Source organism: Pseudomonas sp. B8(2017), from assembly GCF_002113575.1.
Classification (GTDB): domain Bacteria; phylum Pseudomonadota; class Gammaproteobacteria; order Pseudomonadales; family Pseudomonadaceae; genus Aquipseudomonas; species Aquipseudomonas putida_Z.
Genome location: NZ_NEIO01000017.1, coordinates 1 through 19,687 on the forward strand (window position 1 = coordinate 1; position 19,687 = coordinate 19,687).

General features: G+C 64.7%; 17 protein-coding genes, 1 tRNA gene and 1 pseudogene. 11 read left to right on the forward strand and 8 right to left on the reverse strand.

The window, feature by feature from the left end; all coding sequences use genetic code 11:
* Nucleotides 1–509: 509 nt before the first annotated feature.
* The gene (tusA, locus tag CAG22_RS20580) at nt 510–752 is read left to right on the forward strand and encodes a sulfurtransferase TusA (protein ID WP_003248727.1); all 243 of its coding nucleotides are present in this window, start codon (nt 510–512) and stop codon (nt 750–752) included.
* 60 nt (nt 753–812) lie between these two features.
* The gene (gene pdxB / locus CAG22_RS20585) at nt 813–1,955 is read left to right on the forward strand and encodes a 4-phosphoerythronate dehydrogenase PdxB (RefSeq protein WP_025338308.1); all 1,143 of its coding nucleotides are present in this window, start codon (nt 813–815) and stop codon (nt 1,953–1,955) included.
* A gap of 188 nt (nt 1,956–2,143) precedes the next feature.
* Here the strand turns inward: pdxB and CAG22_RS28550 are convergent, their stop codons facing one another.
* The gene (locus CAG22_RS28550; RefSeq protein ID WP_170929323.1) at nt 2,144–2,317 is read right to left on the reverse strand and encodes a PA1571 family protein; all 174 of its coding nucleotides are present in this window, start codon (nt 2,315–2,317) and stop codon (nt 2,144–2,146) included.
* A gap of 213 nt (nt 2,318–2,530) precedes the next feature.
* On the opposite strand from CAG22_RS28550, the gene CAG22_RS20590 reads away from it, so the two are divergent.
* The 4 genes and pseudogenes from CAG22_RS20590 to mqo all read left to right on the forward strand — a co-directional run bounded on the left by CAG22_RS20590 (nt 2,531) and on the right by mqo (nt 7,952).
* Complete coding sequence (locus tag CAG22_RS20590; protein WP_085706086.1) at nt 2,531–4,294, forward strand: ABC transporter transmembrane domain-containing protein; 1,764 nt, start codon at nt 2,531–2,533, stop codon at nt 4,292–4,294.
* Between the two features lie 764 nt (nt 4,295–5,058).
* Nucleotides 5,059–5,169, forward strand: a pseudogene (locus tag CAG22_RS29025) (hypothetical protein); the annotation flags it as partial.
* A gap of 228 nt (nt 5,170–5,397) precedes the next feature.
* Nucleotides 5,398–6,102 (forward strand): methyl-accepting chemotaxis protein, encoded by a 705-nt coding sequence (locus CAG22_RS29030; RefSeq protein WP_371916861.1) that lies wholly within the window; start codon nt 5,398–5,400, stop codon nt 6,100–6,102.
* 275 nt (nt 6,103–6,377) lie between these two features.
* Nucleotides 6,378–7,952, forward strand: coding sequence for a malate dehydrogenase (quinone) (gene mqo / locus CAG22_RS20600; RefSeq protein ID WP_085693037.1), 1,575 nt, complete (start codon nt 6,378–6,380; stop codon nt 7,950–7,952).
* Between the two features lie 201 nt (nt 7,953–8,153).
* Here the strand turns inward: mqo and CAG22_RS20605 are convergent.
* A tRNA-Pro gene (locus tag CAG22_RS20605) sits at nt 8,154–8,230 on the reverse strand.
* An 80-nt stretch (nt 8,231–8,310) separates the two neighbouring features.
* Complete coding sequence (locus CAG22_RS20610) at nt 8,311–8,532, reverse strand: YgdI/YgdR family lipoprotein (protein WP_025338312.1); 222 nt, start codon at nt 8,530–8,532, stop codon at nt 8,311–8,313.
* Between the two features lie 188 nt (nt 8,533–8,720).
* On the opposite strand from CAG22_RS20610, the gene moaB reads away from it, so the two are divergent.
* Both moaB and glp read left to right on the forward strand, forming a co-directional pair.
* Nucleotides 8,721–9,260 (forward strand): molybdenum cofactor biosynthesis protein B, encoded by a 540-nt coding sequence (gene moaB, locus CAG22_RS20615; protein ID WP_025338313.1) that lies wholly within the window; start codon nt 8,721–8,723, stop codon nt 9,258–9,260.
* A gap of 22 nt (nt 9,261–9,282) precedes the next feature.
* On the forward strand, nt 9,283–10,470 hold the full coding sequence (gene glp, locus CAG22_RS20620) for a gephyrin-like molybdotransferase Glp (RefSeq protein WP_085693040.1): 1,188 nt from the start codon (nt 9,283–9,285) through the stop codon (nt 10,468–10,470).
* A 9-nt stretch (nt 10,471–10,479) separates the two neighbouring features.
* On the opposite strand, the gene CAG22_RS20625 is transcribed toward glp, so the two are convergent.
* The gene (locus CAG22_RS20625) at nt 10,480–11,706 is read right to left on the reverse strand and encodes a glycosyltransferase family 4 protein (RefSeq protein ID WP_075044210.1); all 1,227 of its coding nucleotides are present in this window, start codon (nt 11,704–11,706) and stop codon (nt 10,480–10,482) included.
* 443 nt (nt 11,707–12,149) lie between these two features.
* Between CAG22_RS20625 and yegS the strand changes: the two genes are divergently transcribed.
* A complete protein-coding gene (gene yegS, locus CAG22_RS20630; RefSeq protein ID WP_085589419.1) occupies nt 12,150–13,037 on the forward strand; it encodes a lipid kinase YegS in 888 nt (295 codons plus the stop codon).
* Here yegS and CAG22_RS20635 read toward each other — a convergent pair.
* From CAG22_RS20635 to CAG22_RS20645, 3 genes are all read right to left on the reverse strand, one after another.
* A complete protein-coding gene (locus CAG22_RS20635) occupies nt 13,021–13,680 on the reverse strand; it encodes a response regulator transcription factor (protein ID WP_025338317.1) in 660 nt (219 codons plus the stop codon). The two genes, yegS and CAG22_RS20635, sit on opposite strands and share 17 nt — an antisense overlap.
* Nucleotides 13,670–14,566, reverse strand: a complete 897-nt coding sequence (locus tag CAG22_RS20640; RefSeq protein WP_085589423.1) for a sensor histidine kinase — start codon at nt 14,564–14,566, stop codon at nt 13,670–13,672. The genes CAG22_RS20635 and CAG22_RS20640 overlap by 11 nt, the downstream gene beginning before the upstream one ends.
* Before the next feature lie 375 nt (nt 14,567–14,941).
* Nucleotides 14,942–15,451, reverse strand: coding sequence for a hypothetical protein (locus tag CAG22_RS20645; RefSeq protein WP_025338319.1), 510 nt, complete (start codon nt 15,449–15,451; stop codon nt 14,942–14,944).
* A 350-nt stretch (nt 15,452–15,801) separates the two neighbouring features.
* On the opposite strand from CAG22_RS20645, the gene CAG22_RS20650 reads away from it, so the two are divergent.
* Together CAG22_RS20650 and CAG22_RS20655 are read left to right on the forward strand one after the other, a co-directional pair.
* Nucleotides 15,802–16,737 carry a chemotaxis protein CheV gene (locus CAG22_RS20650; protein ID WP_015269524.1) on the forward strand — a complete coding sequence of 312 codons (936 nt, stop codon included), beginning with the start codon at nt 15,802–15,804 and terminating at the stop codon, nt 16,735–16,737.
* 56 nt (nt 16,738–16,793) lie between these two features.
* Nucleotides 16,794–17,597, forward strand: coding sequence for an MOSC domain-containing protein (locus CAG22_RS20655; RefSeq protein WP_085589425.1), 804 nt, complete (start codon nt 16,794–16,796; stop codon nt 17,595–17,597).
* 129 nt (nt 17,598–17,726) lie between these two features.
* On the opposite strand, the gene CAG22_RS20665 is transcribed toward CAG22_RS20655, so the two are convergent.
* On the reverse strand, nt 17,727–19,652 hold the full coding sequence (locus tag CAG22_RS20665; RefSeq protein WP_085706054.1) for a transglycosylase SLT domain-containing protein: 1,926 nt from the start codon (nt 19,650–19,652) through the stop codon (nt 17,727–17,729).
* Nucleotides 19,653–19,687 lie beyond the last annotated feature (35 nt).

Sequence of the window (19,687 nt, forward strand, 5' to 3'; positions counted from 1 at the left end):
GGTCTTGATCTCGCGCATAGTCCATTTACGATGGCGACGCTTACTCACCTTTTCGCCCTTACGGCGAGTCACTTTTTGTCAAACGCGACAAAAAGTAACCAAAAAACGCTGCGCTCCCATCATCCGGCCCCTCCGCTACGCTACGGGGTTCCCTCGCGCCGGTCTTGCTCCCGGGAGTACGCGCTGCAGGCCCCATCCATGGGGCCTCAGCGCTTGACGGGCATCCATGCCCGTCACCTCCCTCCGCAAGACCTCTGCTCGGCCTCCTGAAGTCGCGAAGATCAAGATCAAGATCAAGATCAAGATCAAGATCAAGATCAAGATCAAGATCAAGATCAAGATCAAGATCAAGATCAAGATCAAGAGCAAGAGCAAGAGCAAGAGCAAGAGCAAGAGCAAGAGCAAGATCAAGATCAGGAGCAGGAGCAGGAGCAGGGCGCGTCTTCACAGGCGGTGCTTGGACCACGTCGCGCGATGCGCGACAATAGCGATCATTTGCGGAGTCCCCCATGACCGATTTCACCCCCGACGCCATCCTCGACGCCACCGGCCTGAACTGCCCGGAACCGGTGATGATGCTGCACCAGCACGTGCGCAACCTGGCCGCTGGCGGCCTGCTCAAGGTCATCGCCACCGACCCCTCGACCCGCCGCGACATCCCCAAGTTCTGCAACTTCCTCGGCCACGAACTGCTGCAGCAGCAGGAAGACGCCGGTACCTTCCTGTACTGGATCCGCAAGAAAGCCGACTGAGCCGCTCTGGAACACGCCCGGCGTTGCGCCTACACTGCGTTCCCCAGACAGGAGAGCGCCATGCTGATAGTTGCCGACGAGAACATCCCGCTGCTCGATGCCTTCTTCCAGGGTTTCGGCGAAATCCGTCGTTACCCGGGCCGAAGCCTCGATGCCGCCAGCGTAAAGGACGCCGACATCCTGCTGGTGCGCTCGGTGACCAAGGTCGACCGCCAGTTGCTCGAAGGCAGCCGCGTGCGCTTTGTCGGCACCTGCACCATCGGCACCGACCACCTCGACCTGAACTACTTTGCCGAGGCCGGCATTCACTGGAGCAGCGCACCGGGCTGCAATGCCCGCGGCGTGGTCGATTACGTGCTGGGCAGCCTGCTGACCCTGGCAGAACTGGATGGCGTGGCACTGCCCGAGCGCGTGTATGGCGTGGTAGGCGCGGGTGAGGTGGGTGGCCGCCTGGTGCGGGTGCTGCACGGCCTGGGCTGGAAGGTACTGGTATGCGACCCGCTGCGCCAGGCCGCCGAGGGCGGTGACTACGTCAGCCTCGAAACCATCCTGCAACAGTGCGATGTGATCAGCCTGCACACCCCCTTGCAGCGTGGCGGCGAGCACCCGACCTGGCACCTGCTGGGCCAGGCGCAGCTGGCGCAGTTGCGCCCCGGTGCCTGGCTGGTCAACGCCAGCCGTGGCCCTGTAGTGGACAACGCCGCCCTGCGCGAACTGCTGCTGGACCGCGAAGACCTGCATGCGGTGCTGGATGTGTGGGAGGGGGAGCCGCAGGTCGACCTGCAACTGGCCGACCTGTGCACATTGGCTTCGCCGCACATTGCCGGCTACAGCCTCGACGGCCGCCAGCGTGGTACGGCGCAGATCTACCAGGCGCTGTGCCGCTTCCTCGGTGTGGATGAACAGGTGCAACTGGCCGACCTGCTGCCCCGGCCGCCGCTGGCGCAGATCGAGCTGGATGCCAGCACCGACCCGGCCTGGGCCTTGGCCACCCTGTGCCGCGCGGTGTACGACCCACGCCGCGACGATGCCGATTTCCGCCGCAGCCTCAGCGACGACCCGCAGCAGCAGCGTGCAGCGTTCGACCAGTTGCGCAAGCAGTACCCGCCACGGCGCGAGATCGAGGGGCTGGCGGTGCGCTTGCGCGGGGAGTCGCCGCAGTTGGCGCAGCTGGTCAGTGCCTTGGGTGGGGTGTTGGTCTGACAGCCTTTTGAAAGCTGTGCCGGCCTCTTCGCGGGCTTGCCCGCTCCTACAGGGACCACACAGGCCCTGAGGTCAATGGGGGACCTGTGGGAGCGGGCAAGCCCGCGAAGAAGGTTGAGCTGATCTGTCAGGATTATCCAAGGCAAATAAAAACCCGGCGCAAGCGCCGGGTTGCAAGAATTCGCCGATCAACCTTTGCGTACGCGCTCTACCCGGCTTTCTTCCAGGGCCTTGCAGGCCTGCTGGATCATCTGCTCGGTGATCGGTACTTCGCGCCCCTGGGCATCGATGATCGAACCGCACACCTGCGGCTGAGGGGTAGTTCGGGGCTTCTGGTTGTCGCTGCCATGCTGCAAGCTCATGTATTGTCTCCTCATCAGGTTCAAGCGCAGGTTAACCCTGTGCCGTGACTGGCCTGTGACAGTACCTGCAGGGTCACGGCAGGCACAGTCGAACAGAAACGGCGGTAAAGCTCCATAGCCTGGTTAGACCGATAGGCTATAGCAACCCTGCAAGGGTTCCACAGGCGTGGATGAGTGGTAGGCTGCGGTTTCCCCGCCAATGTGGTCAGCGCCATGCCCGAATCGGTTTCCCCGCGTCAACGCCGCGCCTTGCGCCTGGGTTGGCAGTTTGTCCGTCCGTACCGTCGCCAGGTGCTGCTGGCCTTGCTGGCCCTGGTAGTCACCGCCGCCATCACCCTGTCCATGGGCCAGGGCATCCGCCTGCTGGTGGACCAGGGCTTCATGACCCGCTCCGCGCATCAGCTCAACCAGACCATCGGCCTGTTCCTGCTGCTGGTGGTGGCCCTGGCGGTGGGTACCTTCAGCCGCTTCTACCTGGTGTCGTGGATCGGCGAGCGCTGCGTGGCCGATATCCGTCGGGCCGTGTTCGACCACCTGATCGGCCTGCATCCCGGGTTTTTCGAAGACAACCGCAGCTCCGAGATCCAGTCGCGGCTGACCGCCGACACCACCTTGCTGCAATCGGTAATCGGCTCTTCGCTGTCGATGTTCCTGCGCAACGCGCTGATGGTCATCGGTGGCGTGGTGTTGCTGTTCATCACCAACCCCAAGCTCACCAGTATCGTGGTGGTGGCCCTGCCGCTGGTGCTGGCGCCGATCCTGCTGTTCGGCCGCCGGGTACGCAGCCTGTCGCGGCAGAGCCAGGACCGGGTGGCCGATGTGGGCAGCTATGTGGCCGAGACCCTCGGGCAGATCAAGACCGTGCAGGCCTACAACCACCAGGCACATGACCGCGAGCTGTTCGCCGGCACAGTCGAAGCGGCGTTTGCCGTGGCCCGGCAGCGGATTGCCCAGCGCGCCTGGCTTATCACCCTGGTGATCGTGCTGGTTCTGGGAGCAGTGGGGGTGATGTTGTGGGTTGGCGGCATGGACGTGATCGCCGGGCGTATTTCCGCGGGCGAACTGGCCGCCTTCGTGTTCTACAGCCTGATCGTAGGCAGCGCCTTCGGCACCCTCAGCGAGGTGATCGGCGAGTTGCAGCGGGCGGCGGGCGCCGCCGAGCGCATTGCCGAACTGTTGGCGGCGCGCAGTGCGATCCTGCCGCCCGCCATGGCGCAGGTGCTGCCACAGCAGCGGGTCAGTGGGCATATCGAACTGCAGCAGTTGGTGTTCGCCTACCCATCACGGCCCTCGGTGGCGGCTGTCGATGGCCTGAGCCTGACCATCGAGCCGGGGCAGACCGTGGCGCTGGTGGGCCCGTCGGGGGCGGGCAAGTCGACCTTGTTCGATTTGTTGCTGCGCTTCTACGACCCCCAGCAGGGGCGCATCCTGCTCGATGGCCGGGCGATCACCGAACTCGACCCCGATCACCTGCGCCAGCAGTTCGCCCTGGTGGCACAGAACCCCTCGCTGTTTCGCGGCACGGTCGAGGCCAACATCCGCTATGGCCGGCCCGAGGCGACCCTGGCCGAGGTCGAGGCAGCCGCCCGGGGTGCCCATGCCGACGCATTCATCCGGCAATTGCCGCAGGGCTACCAGACACCGCTGGGCGAGGGCGGCATCGGCCTGTCCGGCGGGCAGCGGCAGCGCCTGGCCATCGCCCGTGCGCTGCTGGTCGATGCGCCGATCCTGTTGCTGGACGAAGCCACCAGCGCACTCGACGCGCAAAGCGAACACCTGATCCAGCAGGCGCTGCCCAGCCTGATGGCCGGGCGCACCACCCTGGTGATCGCCCATCGCCTGGCTACTGTCCAGCATGCCGACCGTATCGCGGTCATCGACAAGGGCAGGCTGGTGGCGGTGGGGACGCATCGCCAGCTGATCGAAGAGAGCCCGCTGTATGCCCGGCTGGCGGCCTTGCAGTTCACCACGGGGTAGCTTGTAGTGGCGTTGTAACATTTCTGTAGTATTTGCCTGAGAGTATCTAGCTCAACTGTTGCGTAAGTGCTCGACCTGGCTGCCATTGCTTGATGGCAGCCTTTTTTTGGCCTGCCAGTAACCGGGCTGCGTTGCACCCCATTGCCAACTTGCGCGGCCCCCGGTCTTCCTCCTGCTTTCCGAGATCCAAGATGTTGCGTAAATCCCTCAGAGTGCAAATTCTCTCCCTGCTCGGCGGCAGTCTGGTGGCGATGTTGCTGATCGCCCTGGTGTGCTTCCAGTTCCTCTCGTCCAGCGTGCGCGGCTACGCCGAGCTGGTCGACGGGCCGCTGCGGGCCTCGCAGTTGATCGACGAAGCCAACCTGCAGTTCAAGATCCAGGTGCAGGAATGGAAGAATGTGCTGTTGCGCGGGCGCCAGCCGGCTGACATGGACAAGTACTGGCAGCAGTTCCAGGCTCGCGAGCAGCAGGTGCAGCAACTGCTCGGGCAATTGATCGACAGCAGCGACGCGAGGCTCAAGGCGCCGCTGCAGCAACTGCGTGACAGCCACCGGCAGCTGGGCCAGGCCTATGCGCAGGGGCGCCAGGCATTCCTGGCGGCGGGCGGCGACCCGGTGGCCGGCGACCAGGCGGTCAAGGGCGTGGACCGCGCTGTCAGCGAGCAGATGAGCGAACTGGTCGAGCAACTGCGTGCCGAAGCCCGTCAGCACGCCGCCAGCCTGAGTGCCGGCGCCGAGCGCACGGTATGGCTGGGCCTGCTGGTGATGCTGGCCTCGGCCGTGCTGGTGGGGCTGCTCAGTCTGTGGCTGGTCAACCGCAGCCTGATCGAGCCGATCCGCCAGTTGATCGACTATGTCGCGCAGCTTAGCCAGGGCCGCTTTGCCGCCCGGGTAGACAGCCGCCGCGAGGACGAACTGGGTCGCCTGGCGCGGGCCGCCAACACCCTGCGCGATTTCCTCGCCGACACGGTCGGCCGGCTGCAGGACAACGCCCAGGAGCTGGAAGGCGCCAGCGGCCAGCTGCGCAGCATCGCCGGCGACATGGCCCGTGGTACCAACGACCAGTTCCAGCGCACCGACCAGGTGGCCACGGCCATGCACGAGATGTCCGCCACCGCCCAGGAAGTCGCGCGCCATGCCGCCGAGGCCGCCCGCGCGGCGGACGACGCCGACCACAGTGCCCAGGCGGGCGAGCAGGTGATGCAGCAGACCATCGACATCATCGGCGCGGTCAACCGCGAAATTGCCGACACGGCGGCGGTGATTCGCGATCTGGAGCATGACAGCACGCGCATTGGCAAAGTGCTCGAAGTGATCCGTGGCATTGCCGAGCAGACCAACCTGCTGGCGCTCAACGCGGCCATCGAAGCGGCCCGTGCCGGCGAGGCCGGGCGAGGTTTTGCGGTCGTCGCCGATGAAGTGCGCAGCCTGGCCCAGCGCACGGCGGCGTCGATTGCCGAGATCCACCAGATCATCGAAGCGGTGCAGTCTGGGGCGGTGGAGGCGGTCAAGGCCATCGAAAGCGGCCAGCAGCGCAGCGGGGAGGGTGCCGAGCAGGTGCAGCAGGCCGGGCAGATGCTGCAGCGCATCACCCTGGCAGTGGAAGCGATCCGCGACATGAACCGGCAGATCGCCACGGCGGCCGAAGAGCAGACCAGCGTGGCCGAGGACATCTCGTGCAACCTGATCGAAATCACCCGCATCGCCACGGCCAACCAGCAGGCGGTGCAGCATACCGAACAGGCGGGGCAGCGCCTGCATGGGTTGTCGGGGCAGCTGGGTGAAGTCACCTCCCGCCTGAGCGCCTGATCTTTCAAGGGGGCCGCTGCGCGGCCCATCGCCGGCAAGCCAGCTCCCACAGGGGGCGGTGCAGGCCTGCTCTTTGTGGGAGCTGGCTTGCCGGCGATGGGGCGCGTAGCGACCCCTAGGGGGAAACCCGCCATCTGACAAGGGCAAGCTGTTCCCCATTGGCGGATTGTCGCCATCTACCCCATCGCCCGCCCCCTGTATTCACTGCTCCAGACCCAGTTGGCACGTTCCCTGCTCAAGGCGGCGCGCGTGTACACAACAACTGGATAACATCAATGAAGAAATTCCTGCTGACGTTCCTCTGCCTGGGCGTCATCGGCTGCTCCAAACCCGCGGAGCCGGAAAAGACCGTCGATGTGCTGCTGATTGGCGGTGGCATCATGAGTGCCAGCCTGGGCACCTACCTCACCGAGCTGGAGCCTTCCTGGAAGGTCGACGTCTACGAACGCCTGGACCAGGTGGCCGAAGAAAGCTCCAACGCCTGGAACAACGCCGGTACCGGTCACTCCGCGTTCTGCGAGCTGAACTACACCAGCGTCGGCAAGGACGGCAGCATCGACATCAGCAAGGCCGTTGGGGTCAACGAGCAGTTCGAGGTGTCCAAGCAGTTCTGGGCCTACCAGGTCGAGCAGGGCGTGCTCAGCAACCCGAAGTCGTTCATCAACAACGTGCCGCACATGAGCTTTGTCTGGGGTGACGACAACGTCGCCTTCCTGCACAAGCGCGTCGACGCCCTGCAGCACAGCTCGCTGTTCCGCGGCATGGAAATCTCCGAAGACCACGAGCAGATCCGCAAGTGGGCACCGCTGGTGATGGAAGGCCGTGACCCGGAGCAGAAAATCGCCGCCACGCGCATGGCCATCGGCACCGACGTGAACTTTGGCGAAATCACCCGCCAGTTGTTCGCGGCGATGACCCGCAACCCCAATGTGTCGTTGAACCTGCGTCATGAAGTGCGCGACATCGTGCGCAACGACGACGGCACCTGGCATGTGCGGGTGGCTGACCTTGCCAACGGCGGCGAGGAAAAGGCCGTCAACGCCCGCTTCGTGTTCATCGGTGCTGGTGGTGGCGCGCTGAAGCTGCTGCAGAAGTCGGGCATCCCTGAAGCCGAAGGCTATGCCGGCTTCCCGGTCGGTGGCCAGTTCCTGATGACCGACAACCCCGACCTGGTCGCCCGCCACCAGGCCAAGCTGTACGGCAAGGCCTCGGTCGGCGCGCCGCCGATGTCGGTACCGCACCTGGACACGCGGATGATCGATGGCAAGCAGGTGCTGCTGTTCGGCCCGTTCGCCACCTTCTCCACCAAGTACCTCAAGCACGGCTCGCTGCTGGACATGTTCGCCTCGCTGAACAGCCACAACGTGCTGCCGATGGTCAAAGCCGGTATCGACAACATCGACCTCAGCACCTACCTGATGGGGCAGTTGATGCTCAGTTTCGATGACCGCATGAACGCGCTGCGCGAGTACTTCCCCAACGCCAAGAACGAAGACTGGAAGCTGCTGCAGGCCGGCCAGCGGGTGCAGGTGATCAAGAAGGACCCGGTACTGGGCGGTGTGCTGCAGTTCGGTACTGAAGTGGTGGCGGCCCAGGACGGCAGCATCGCTGCATTGCTGGGGGCATCGCCGGGTGCCTCGACCGCGGCGCCGATCATGCTGACCGTGCTGGAAAAGACCTTCAAGGACCGTATCCAGTCGCCAGCCTGGCAGGCCAGGCTCAAGGAAATCGTGCCAAGCTATGGACAGAAGCTGAACAACAACCTGGCGCTGACCAACCAGACCCGGGCCTGGAGCAGTGAGCGCCTGCAGTTGCTGTATGTGCCGGTGGAGGCTGAGGTGTCGCACTGACACATGTGGGAGCGGCCTTGTGTCGCGAAAGGGTCGCAACGCGGCCCCAGGATTTCAGCCAGGCTGCACAAGTTGCTGGGGGCTGCCTTGCAGCCCTTTCGCGACACAAGGCCGCTCCCACAAGGGGGGCGCGCGCTGGGGCAGGGCACTTTTCAAGGCACAACAAAAAGCCCGCACTAGGCGGGCTTTTTGACGAGGATTTGGTCGGAGAGACAGGATTCGAACCTGCGGCCTTCTCGTCCCGAACGAGACGCGCTACCTGGCTGCGCTACACTCCGATGAAGGAAATCCTACTGCATACTTTTTTTGCACGCAAGCCCTTGTTGTTAAAAGGGCCTTTGCAAAAAACAGGCTGCGATCAGAGCTCTTTGACGGTGCGGATCTGGTCCTTGTTCAGGCGTGTGCGCTTGCCGTCCAGCTGCTCGAATTCGTAGAAACCGGAGTCTTCATCGAACTTCGGTGTGTCGGTGGCCTGGATTTCGCGACCGTCGTTCAGGGTAATGACGGTTGGCGATGCGCAGCCAGCGAGGGCGCCCAGGCCCAAGGCGAGCAGGAAGGCGGGTAGGGTCCGTTGAATCATCGTGTTTCTCCAGTGCGATGGTGCTAGATGACATTAAGACGCAGGGCGTCCACGCAAGTTCCGTCTACAGTGCAGCATAGCGGCAAACCCGGGGCATTGATCGAGGGCAAGGGCCACGGGCGTCACGCTGTGATGGGCGCGTGCTGTGTTATAACTGCGGCCATCCCATCTTCTTGTGACGGACGCCCATGAAAGCCAAGGCAGATACCCCCTTCGTGCCGCTGAACATCGCCGTGCTCACGGTCAGCGACACCCGTACTTTCGACACCGATACCTCCGGCCAGCTGTTCGTCGACCGGCTGAGCGCGGCTGGCCATCGCCTGGCCGAGCGCGTGCTGCTGAAAGATGACTTGTACAAGATTCGCGCCCAGGTCGCCACCTGGATTGCCGATGACAGCGTGCAGGTAGTGCTGATCACCGGCGGCACCGGCTTCACCGGCCGCGACAGCACGCCCGAGGCCGTGGCCTGCCTGCTGGACAAGCAGGTAGAAGGCTTTGGTGAGCTGTTCCGGCAGATTTCCGTGGCCGACATCGGCACCTCCACCGTCCAGTCGCGCGCCCTGGCCGGGCTGGCCAACGGTACCCTGGTGTGCTGCCTGCCGGGTTCGACCAACGCGGTGCGCACCGGTTGGGACGGTATCCTCGCCGAGCAGCTGGATGCCCGCCATCGCCCGTGCAACTTCGTGCCGCACCTGAAGCAGGCAGCGGCCTGCGACAGCCGTGGCTGAGGTCCGCCAGGCCCGGCCGCTGATGCCGGTAGAACAGGCCCTGGAGCAGCTGCTGGCTTTGGCCGAAGCGGCACCGATCCGCGACACCGAGAACCTGCCGCTGGCCGAGGCCGAGGGCCGTGTGCTGGCCACCGACCTGGTGGCCTCGCTCGACCTGCCGCCTTGGCCGAACAGTGCCATGGACGGTTACGCCCTGCGCATGGCCGACTGGCAGGGCGAACCACTGCCGGTCAGCCAGCGGATTTTCGCCGGCCATGCGCCGCAGCCGCTGCAACCGGGCACCTGCGCGCGCATCTTCACCGGGGCACCGCTGCCCGAAGGTGCCGACTGCGTCGAGATGCAGGAAAACACCGAAGTGGCGGAGGATGGCCGGGTACGCTTTCTCGAAGCGTTGAAGACCGGGCAGAACATTCGTCCCCAGGGCCAGGAAACCCGCAAGGGCGAACAGGTGATGAGCGCCGGCACCCGGCTGGGGCCGATCGAGCTGGGCCTGGCCGCGACCCTGGGCCATGGCCGGCTGGACGTGGTGCGCAAGGTGCGGGTGGCGGTGTTGTCCACCGGTGACGAACTGGTCGAACCCGGCCTGCCGCTGGGGCCGGGGCAGATCTACAACAGTAATCGCCGGCTGCTAGTCAGCTGGCTGCAGAGGCTGGGCTGCGACGTGGTCGATGCGGGCATCCTGCCGGATGACCTGGCGCGCACCCGTAGCTGCCTGGCCGAGCTGGGCGATGTCGACCTGATCCTGTCCACCGGCGGTGTCTCGGTGGGGGAGGCCGACTACCTCGGCGCCGCCCTGCGCGAAGCCGGCGAGCTGGCCTTGTGGAAGCTGGCGATCAAACCGGGCAAGCCGCTGACCTTCGGCCACTTCCAGGGTGTGCCGGTAATCGGCCTGCCGGGTAACCCGGCCTCGACCTTGGTCACCTTCGGCCTGCTGACCCGGCCCTACCTGTTGCGGCGTCAGGGCGTGGCCGATGTCACGCCGTTGCGCTTCGACATGCCGGCCGGCTTTGACTGGCCCAAGCCTGGCACGCGCCGCGAGTACCTGCGCGCCCGCATCGAACAGGGCCAGGTGCGCATCTACAAGAACCAGAGCTCTGGCGTGTTGCGCAGTGCGGCCTGGGCCGAAGGGTTGGTGGAGGTGCGCGAAGGCAGTACGCCGAAGCAGGGTGACAGCGTGCCGTTCATCCCCTTCAGCGAACTACTTGGCTGAGCGGCCCCGTCAGGCACTGGCCAGCGGCGTGGCCTCGGCCGGTGCCGCCAGTGCCAGGCGCATGTGCACGTTCTCCAGTTGCTGGGCGGCCACGCTCCAGTCGTGGCGCTGGCGGGCGAACTGGCGCCCGGCGTCGCTCAACTGGCTCATGCGCCAGGGCTGGTTGAGCAACTGGGTGATCAGCAGGGCCAGCTGGTCGCCATCCTCACTGCCCAGGTAGTGCTCACCATTGTTCGCGGCCAGGCCTGAAACACCTTTGCCGGTGGTGATCACCGGCAAGCCAGCGGCCATCGCTTCGAGGATTTTCACCTTGGAGCCACCGGCATAGCGCAGCGGTGCGAAGAACAATGCCGAACGCCGTTGCAGTTCACGCAGGTCGGGGCGGTAGCCGAACCATTCGATGCGCGGGTCGTTCCAGTGCAGTTTCCAGCTGGCCGGCATGGCATGCCCGGCAATCGCCAGGCGCACCGCCGGGTTGCTCATCCAGACCTGCGGCATGATGTCTTCCAGCGCCCATTCGATGGCCTCCAGGTTGGCGCCATACTCGAAGTTGCCAACGAACAGCAGGCGCTGGCTGTGCAGCGCGGGTTGCACGTGCTGGTAGAAATCACAGTCCACGCCATTGACCACCACGTTCACCGGGCGCCCGCTGATCTGCGCGATCAATTCGGCATCGTGGGCGCTGACTGCCACCAGTTCGGTGGGTTGGCGCAATACCCGCTGTTCCCAGCGTCGATAGCGCCAGCGATCGAAGGCGTTGAGCGGGCGCAGCCATAGCGGCAGGCGATCGTGGCTGGCGCCACCCATCACCGACTCCAGGGTGTGCTCGCTGAGCATGTACGGCAGCCCGCGTGCCTGCAGGGCCTTTTCGAAGGGCTGGAAACTGTAGCTGTGTTCGATCTGGATCACGTCCCAGGGCTCGTCCAGCAATTGCTCGAAGCGGTGCCGCAGGCAAGGGGCCAGGCCATTGATGATTGCCCGCATGGGGTAGGCGATGATCGGTGAGGCCAGCAGGTTGAGTGGGCTGTGCAGGGGCCGACGGGGCAGCACGATCAGGCGCTCGAGCAGCGGTTCCAGGGCTTCGCGGGCGGCATCGCCGAGCGGGATCTTCGATTGCACCAGCAGGGTAATCCGGTGGCCCCGCTGTGCCAGTGCGCGTATCAGGTGGTATTGCCGGGTCTTGCTGCCGCTGGTGGTTGGCCAGGGCAGGTACGGCAGTGTCCAGAGAATGCGCATGACCCGGAATCCTCGCTAAAGGTTGCGGATAGCAAGACGCGCCCGTGGGCAGCAATGGTAGAACCACTGCCGGGGGCGCGTCCGTGGCAATAAAGTGTATTTGCTGAGCATAGTCGTGCATTGCCAGGCGTGTGGGAATTGACCGGCCTACGCAATTAAATACTGGGAGCGGCCTAATGCCAGTCAGTTAAGGTTTCTACAGGCTTTACTGGGGCTGCTTTGCAGCCCATCGCCGGCAAGCCAGCTCCCACCCCGACCGCATAGACCTCAAGCATTGTGCAGTACCTGTGGGAGCTGGCTTGCCGGCGATGGGCCGCAAAGCGGCCCCGAATTGCTTAACTGACAGGCATTGGGGAGCAGCCTGCTATTTTTTCGGGCGCATGCAACGATCCGCGACTGCAAAGGGTCGAGATCTGGGTTGATCACTTCACGGAGGCGCGCACATGCAAGGGCGCAAGGCAATGCTGATCCTGCACGGCAAGCAGGCCATGAACGAAGACGTGCGCAGCGCCGTGCATGGCCTGCGCGACAGCGGCTGGGTACTGGATGTGCGGGTCACCTGGGAGGCCGGCGACGCGCAGCGCCTGGTCACCGAGGCGCTGGCCGCCGGCTACGGCCATATCGTCGCCGGAGGCGGCGATGGCACGCTGCGTGATGTCGCCGAGGCCATGGGGCAGGCAGGTACCGAGGCCACCCTGGCGTTGTTGCCGCTGGGCACGGCCAATGATTTTGCCAAGGCCGCCGGCATACCCCTGGAGCCTGCCACCGCCCTGGCATTGCTGAACATACCCGCACGGCCAATAGACCTGGGCCAGGCCGGCGACCAGTTGTTCCTCAACATGGCCACGGGCGGTTTTGGCAGCCAGGTCACGGCCAACACCTCCGAAGACCTGAAGAAAGTGCTGGGCGCGGCCGCCTACCTGTTCACCGGCTTGTCGCGCTTCAGCGAACTGCAGGCAGCCTCGGTGGAGCTGCAAGGGCCGGGTTTCGACTGGCAGGGTGACCTGCTGGCGCTGGGGATCGGCAATGGCCGCCAGGCCGGGGGTGGGCAAGTGCTGTGCCCCGAGGCCCTGGTGGACGACGGCTTGCTCGACATCGCCATCCTGCCGGCACCACAGGAGATGGTCGGGGCGCTGCGTGAGCTGTTGGCTGGCAACGGGTTGTTAGTCAGGGCCAGGTTGCCCTGGGTCGAGATCAAGTGCTCGCAGGGCCTGGACATCAACCTCGATGGCGAGCCGGTGCAGGCCGACAAGTTGCGCTTCCAGGCCAGGCCCGCTGCACTGCGCCTGCATCTGCCGGAGGGGTCGCCGTTGCTCAGTCGTCCAGGCTAATGATTTTCTCGCGCACGGCGAACAGCACCAGGCCGGCCACGTCATGAATCTGCAGGCGTTTCATGATTTGCGAGCGGTGGGTTTCCACGGTCTTGATCGACAGGCCCAGGCCGGTGGCGATTTCCCGTGTGGACTTGCCACGCACGATCAGGCGCAGGATTTCCAGCTGTCGCGCCGTGAGGTTATGCCGCTCGCCCGCGGGTTGCTTGCCCTGCCTGGCGTGCTGCAGCGCCTGGTTGATGACCGTATGGGCGATGGCTGGGCTGAGGTAGCGCTCGCCGTTGCGCACCGCGGCCAGGGCCTGTTCCAGTTCGGTGGCGCTTGTGTCCTTGAGCAGGTAGCCGTGGGCGCCGCTTTCCAGGGCCCGCATGATCAGGTCCGGGTCGGTGTGCATCGACAGGATCAGCACCTTGCAGGTGTTGCCGCTGGCGCGCAGTTGGGTGAGGGCGTCCAGGCCGCTGGTCGAGCGCATGGAGATGTCCAGCAAGACGATGTCCGGCGCCAGCGTGCGCACCTGTTCGAGCAACTGGCTGCCGTCGTCGGCTTCACCGATCACGTCATAGCCGGGGATGTCGCAGACCAGTGCGCGCACCCCGGCGCGGATCAGCGAGTGGTCGTCTACCAGCAGCAGTCTACAGGTCATGGGTTGCAGTACTCCTGGCGCGTTCCTGGGTGCGCGGTGGCCATGGGAACATTGCCTCGATGCGCGTGCCCAGGCCGAGCTGGCTGGTGATGTCCAGGCTGCCCTGCAACGCGGTTACCCGCTCCTGCATGCCGGCCAAGCCCCGCTGGCCTGCTTCGGCCGGTTGCCTGGCTGGCACGAAGCCGCGGCCATCGTCGTGGATCGATAACGCCAACCCCTCGGGGGTGCGCTGCAGGCGGACGACCAGGTTGCGTGCCTGGGCGTGGCGCAGCATGTTGGTCACGGCTTCCTGGGTAATGCGGAACACCGCCATGGCCACGGCCTCGTCGATGCCGCCCAGGCGCTGGTTGCACGCCAGGCTCCAGTGCACGCCGCTGTTGCCCAGGGTGCGCACCAAGTGTGCGCGCAGGCTGGCCTCCAGGCCCAGGCTGGCCAGCTGCCGCGGGTTGAGAAGGGCGGAGACATCGCGCACGTTGCCCAGGGTGTCATCCAGCGTGCTGCGCAGGGCGTCGCAGTGGCCTTGCAGGTCATCGGGCATGCGCTTCTGCAGCCACTGCAGCTGCAGCTTGGCGGCGGTGAGCAGCTGGCCGATGTCATCGTGCAATTCCCGGCTCAGGTGCTGGCGCTCGTCTTCCTGGACCTTGAGCATGCGCTCGGCCAGTTCCGCCGGGCGCAGGTTGATCGACCTGGCGCCCAGGGCCAGGTGCACGGCAGCGCCCAGCGTGGCGGCCAGCTGCAGCAGCAGCAGGCTGGCCGGGATCGCCTGGTCGGTCAGGTACAGCGACAGGGTGGCGACCAGCGAGGCCACGCACAGCCCGACCGTCGCCCAGCGCAGCAGGGTAGTGCGGGAGCAGCACCGCAAAGAAGTCTTCAAGCGTGGAAACATAGGTAGGGAAGCCACTGAAGTATTGCTGATGGAGGCCTTGCACAATCCATGTCAGAGGCTTTGGAGCAGTACTTTATATTTTCTTTCGAACGCGTGATCTTGCGACCTTGCTGCAGGTCGCAAGCGTTTGTGGGGCCGCATATTACCACTTCGCAGTGCATTGGTCGCGATCGGGTAACGCTATGAAACGCCTGCGGGGCGGGCGCTGGAGGGTAGCAAAGTGCCACTTGGCTTGATCGCACAACAGGCACTTGCCATTGAACTTGCGCGCTGTTGATTCAACTTGGCCCCCGGCAACCTGGAAAACTTCGAGAACTTTCCAAGTTCGGCCTGGGTGGGCCTGAATAAACGTGCCCGGCTGCATTTCAAGCCAGTTCAATATGTGGCAGATGAGCGGCCGGAGTGCGTGCTGCCTGCCGTCTCGGTATGCGGGTGGATGCACACGCTGCCTTGCTCGTCGCAGGAGGTGCAGGGTTGTGCAAACGTTTGCTGCACGGCCTTGGCCAGTTCACCCAGCAGTACCAACTGCTCGCCGATGTCCAGGTTGAGCCGCCCGGTGCAAGGGTCGACCAGCTCCAGCTGCCAGGCCAGCAGGGTCAGGCAGGCCCCTACCGCGGGCAGGGCTTCGCGCTGCAGGCGACCGACCTGGCAGGCCGGTGCCAGCAACTGCTGCAGGGCGGTGGTGTAATGGGCGACTTCGCGCAGGCCCAGGTGTGTGGCCTGTCGAGCAAGGTTGTCGAGGGCGTTGTCCAGGCAATGGCAGGCATCCGGGTCGTTGTCGATCAGCTCCAGATGCTGCAGGCATTCCTGGGCCTGGGTCAGCAGTACCTGGGCATCCAGCAGGAACCCCTGCAGGGCGTTATCGAACGACAAGGCGCTGTCCATCATGATGCCCCCGCGCGTGGGGCAGGCGCAGGGGACGGGCACGCCAAAACGATAGCTAGCAAAAGCCTGACTCCATTCATGCAATGAGAATGGCGTCACATTAATGGCTAAAGGATATCGCGAACATCAGGTTGCACCCGATTGTGGCTAAGGGTTTCCCTGATAAGGGCCTCAGGTGGGGAACTTTTACCGTCCCGCTGAATCACCCGCGCTTCCCGCAGTAAAGCATGATGGTAAAGTGATATCAATTGCCTTCACGGCATTTTCCCGCAAGGGTCAAGGTGTGCGTGAAGCCGCCGATACAGGGTGGATGATTTCACTTTTTCCGACTCAAGCCTGGGGGCTTTCCAATGGCTGGCATTCTCGACACGGTAGACCAACGCACGCAACTGGTGGGTGAGAACCGCCTGGAAATCCTGATGTTTCGCCTGGCCGGCCGCCAGCTGTTCGCGATCAACGTGTTCAAGGTGCAGGAAGTGCTGCAACTGCCCAAGCTGACCCTGATGCCCCAGCGCCACGCTTTCGTCTGCGGTGTGGTCAACCTGCGCGGCCAGACCCTGCCGGTGATCGACCTGTCCCAGGCGATCGGCATGCGCCCGCTGCAACCGGGGCCGGACAGCACCATCATCGTCACCGAATACAACCGCTCGGTACAGGCCTTCCTGGTAGGCGGTGTCGACCGCATCGTCAACATGAACTGGGAAGCGATCATGCCGCCGCCATCCAGTGCCGGCCGCCAGCATTACCTGACCGCCATCACCAAGGTCGATGACAAGCTGGTGGAAGTGATCGACGTGGAGAAGGTGCTGGCCGAGATCGTGCCGTACAACGCCCGGGTTTCCGGCGACAAGCTCGCCGACCCGGTGCTGGCCCGGGCCCGTGGCCGCGAAGTGCTGCTGGTGGACGACTCCAGCGTGGCCCTGGCGCAATTGCGCGACACCTTGTCCCAGCTGGGCGTGAAGCTGCACGTGGCCAGTGATGGCCTGAAGGCGCTGCGCATGCTCAAGGGCTGGGCTGACGCTGGTGAGGACGTGTGCGAGAAGCTGCTGATGGTGTTCACCGACGCCGAGATGCCGGAAATGGACGGCTACCGGTTGACCACCGAGATCCGTGGTGATGCCCGTTTGCGCCAGCTGTACGTGGTGTTGCACACCTCGCTGTCGGGTAGTTTCAACGAATCCATGGTGAAGAAGGTGGGCTGCGACAACTTCCTGTCCAAGTTCCAGCCCGATCGCCTGGTCGACGTGGTCAAGCAACGCCTGTTGCTGGATGCCGCTACCGCGTGATCCCGGCCCCTGCCGGGTATAAGCTTGGCGTTTTGGCATGACGCGAGGCGGCAGGGATGTTTCTCAGTGAGCTGTATCGGTACCCGGTGAAGTCGGGGCAGGCGCAACGCCTGCAGGCTTCACCGGTGGGATTGCTGGGGTTGCAGGGTGACCGGCGCTGGATGGTGGTGGAGGAAGAAAACGGACGCTTCCTTACCCAGCGCGCCTGGCCTCAGCTAGGCCAGATCAAGGCTAGTGATGATGACAGCGGCCAATTGCTGCTGGAAGCACCTGGGCAGGCACCGTTGCGGGTGCCTGTGCCGCCTGCCGATGACGCCCTGCGCGGCGTGACCATCTGGCGCGATACCCTGCGCGTGCCGGATGCGGGCGATGCGGCGGCGGCCTGGCTGAGCCAGCTGCTGGGCAAGGCCGTGCGCCTGGTGCATTGCCCGGAGCAGCGCGCGCGTTACCTGCCCAATGGTTATGGCTTCAACAGTGACCGGGCGGCGTTCCCGGACGGTTTCCCGTTATTGCTGATCGGCCAGGGTTCGCTGGACGAACTCGACCGGCGTATCGGACGGCCCATGGAGATGCTGCGCTTTCGGCCCAACCTGGTGGTGCAGGGGGCTGAACCGTTTGCCGAAGATGGCTGGAAGCGGATTCGTATCGGCAGCCTGGAGTTTCGCGTGCTCAAGCCCAGTGTGCGCTGCATCTTTACCACCATCGACCCGGCTACCGGCGAGCGCAGCGAGGACCGCGAGCCGATGGCCACGCTCAGGACCTTCCGTGAGAAGGAGGGGGATGTGCTGTTCGGGCAGAACCTGGCGGTGGACGGCAGTGGGTGGTTGGAGGCAGGGATGAAGGTCGAAGTCCTGGAGTAGCTGTGTTGCCTGTTCCGGCCTCTTCGCGGGCTTGCCCGCTCCCACAGGATCACCACAGCTTTCAAGGCTTGTGAAGAACCTGTGGGAGCGGGCAAGCCCGCGAAAGGGCCGGCACAGGCTCAGTAGCAATCACATGTCATCGAAGTACCGCTCATGCCAATCCACCAGCGGCTGCGGCGAGTTCAGCTTCTGCCCATAGATCACCGAATACGACAGCACGTTCTGCACATACTGGCGCGTTTCGTCGAACGGGATCGACTCCACCCACACATCGAAGCTCAGGTGCTTGGCGCCTTTGAGCCACTGCCGCACGCGCCCGGGCCCGGCGTTGTAGGCTGCCGAAGCGAGTACCCGGTTGCCGTTGAACTGGCTGTGCACCTGGCTCAGGTAGGCGGCACCCAGCTGGATGTTCTTGTCCGGGTTGAGCACCTGCGCCGGTGATGCCAGCGGGATGCTGAACTTGCGCGCGGTTTCCTTGGCCGTGGCCGGCATCAACTGCATCAGGCCGCTGGCACCCACCGGGGAACGGGCATCCTCCATGAACGCGCTTTCCTGGCGGGTAATGGCGAATACCCAGCTTGAATGCAGGCCGCGGACCTTGGCCTCGCGCACCAGGGTGTCGCGGTGGGCCATCGGGAAGCGAATGTCCAGGTCGTCCCAGTAACGCGCCTGACTGATGGTGCGAATGGCCGGGAAGTACCAGCGCAGGTCGTAGCCCAGGCGCGCCTGGGCGACCATTTCGTCGCGGGTGAAGTGGCGGCTGACGTGGTACCACTCGCGGCGGCCTTCGACGATCTGGCCGCGGGCGTGGAACTCCAGGGCACGGCGGATACCCGGAGTGTTGCGTACCTTGTTGACCAGCTGCGGGCTGAGCACCAGCGGCTTGTTGTTCAGCTGGTAAGGAGTCTGTGCCCGGTCGGCGGCGAGGAAGCCGTAGAAGTCACGCTCACGCGCCACGGTCTTGTACAGCAGTGGGATCTGTGGGTTGTTCGGCTGCGCCAGCTCCAAACTGCGCGCCTGCCAGTACTTCCAGCGGCTGCTGCTGGCCAGGTCCTGGGGCAGGCGGCGGGTCAGTTCGTAGGCGTCTTCCCAACGGCCCAGGCGCAGCAGCAGGCGCAGGCGCCATTCGCTGACGGTGTTGTCACGCAGTTCGGGGTCGTAGCGGGTCATCAGGTCGAGTGCGCGCGGGTCGTAGCGGCGCGCCAGGGTCAGGCCGATCTCACGGGCGATGGCCACCTTCTCGTCACGGGAAAAGTGCATGCGCTGGGCGTAGTCGTCGAGCAGTGCCATGGCCCGCTCCGGGTCCTGCCGGGCCAGGCGGCGCAGGCCGAGGCTGACCACGTCGGACATGGCTTCGTTGACTGGGGTGAAGCGCGACGGCTGGTTGAGCAGCTCGGGTTTCTGCGCCACATCGACCAGCAGGCGCCCCTGCGGGGCGAGGGTGGTCAGGGTCTTGACCAGGTTGTTGGCCAGGCCGTAGTTGCGCGCCTGGGCCGCCAGCTTGGTGCGTTGCCAGCGCTTGGCCTCGGTCAGCTGGCCCTCGGCCGCCCACATGCCGAACAGCGTGTCGCAGGTGGCCGGCTGCGACTTGCCGACGTTCCACAGTTTGTCGGCCGTGGCAAAACCTTCGGCGCGCAGGCCGTGGCTGAGCTGGTACTGGCCGTTGAGGCAGTCCAGTTCGGTGAAGTTGAGCTTGGGGTCGTAGTACTTGGCGAAGGTGTTCCATTCGCCGCGTTCGGCCAGCCAGCGCAACCAGCGCAGTTTCATCCAGTTGGCCTGGGGCAGGTCGCCATGCTTGGCGAGGAAGCCTTCGATTTCCTGGTTGCTGGCGGTTTTCAGGCGGGCGGTGAGTTCGTCGTAGGCCAGGTAGGGCGTCAGCGGGTAGTCGCTGAGGGCCTGGGCATAGCGCAGGTACGGGCCTTTGTCGCCTTTGGCCAGCGCGCGCTTGGCCTCGTCATAGTATTGGCGTTGCAGGGTAAGGTCGGCGGCCTGCGCCGCGCAGGTGGCGGCGGTGAGCAGCAGGCAGGATGCAATATGTAACAGGCGGCTGCGCATGATACGTCCGGGCAGTTGAACCATGGGGAAGTGAC

Excerpts from the sequence above, each read along its gene's own strand:
- glp (WP_085693040.1), top strand. The coding sequence starts at position 9,283 with ATGCCGGTAGAACAGGCCCTGGAGCAGCTGCTGGCTTTGGCCGAAGCG.
- CAG22_RS20665 (WP_085706054.1), bottom strand. The coding sequence starts at position 19,652 with ATGCGCAGCCGCCTGTTACATATTGCATCCTGCCTGCTGCTCACCGCC.
- CAG22_RS20655 (WP_085589425.1), top strand. The coding sequence starts at position 16,794 with ATGTTTCTCAGTGAGCTGTATCGGTACCCGGTGAAGTCGGGGCAGGCG.
- CAG22_RS20590 (WP_085706086.1), top strand. The coding sequence starts at position 2,531 with ATGCCCGAATCGGTTTCCCCGCGTCAACGCCGCGCCTTGCGCCTGGGT.
- CAG22_RS20650 (WP_015269524.1), top strand. The coding sequence starts at position 15,802 with ATGGCTGGCATTCTCGACACGGTAGACCAACGCACGCAACTGGTGGGT.
- CAG22_RS28550 (WP_170929323.1), bottom strand. The coding sequence starts at position 2,317 with ATGAGCTTGCAGCATGGCAGCGACAACCAGAAGCCCCGAACTACCCCT.
- CAG22_RS20625 (WP_075044210.1), bottom strand. The coding sequence starts at position 11,706 with ATGCGCATTCTCTGGACACTGCCGTACCTGCCCTGGCCAACCACCAGC.
- CAG22_RS20635 (WP_025338317.1), bottom strand. The coding sequence starts at position 13,680 with ATGACCTGTAGACTGCTGCTGGTAGACGACCACTCGCTGATCCGCGCC.
- CAG22_RS20610 (WP_025338312.1), bottom strand. The coding sequence starts at position 8,532 with ATGATTCAACGGACCCTACCCGCCTTCCTGCTCGCCTTGGGCCTGGGC.
- CAG22_RS20640 (WP_085589423.1), bottom strand. The coding sequence starts at position 14,566 with ATGTTTCCACGCTTGAAGACTTCTTTGCGGTGCTGCTCCCGCACTACC.
- tusA (WP_003248727.1), top strand. The coding sequence starts at position 510 with ATGACCGATTTCACCCCCGACGCCATCCTCGACGCCACCGGCCTGAAC.
- moaB (WP_025338313.1), top strand. The coding sequence starts at position 8,721 with ATGAAAGCCAAGGCAGATACCCCCTTCGTGCCGCTGAACATCGCCGTG.
- mqo (WP_085693037.1), top strand. The coding sequence starts at position 6,378 with ATGAAGAAATTCCTGCTGACGTTCCTCTGCCTGGGCGTCATCGGCTGC.
- pdxB (WP_025338308.1), top strand. The coding sequence starts at position 813 with ATGCTGATAGTTGCCGACGAGAACATCCCGCTGCTCGATGCCTTCTTC.
- yegS (WP_085589419.1), top strand. The coding sequence starts at position 12,150 with ATGCAAGGGCGCAAGGCAATGCTGATCCTGCACGGCAAGCAGGCCATG.
- CAG22_RS20645 (WP_025338319.1), bottom strand. The coding sequence starts at position 15,451 with ATGGACAGCGCCTTGTCGTTCGATAACGCCCTGCAGGGGTTCCTGCTG.
- CAG22_RS29030 (WP_371916861.1), top strand. The coding sequence starts at position 5,398 with ATGTCCGCCACCGCCCAGGAAGTCGCGCGCCATGCCGCCGAGGCCGCC.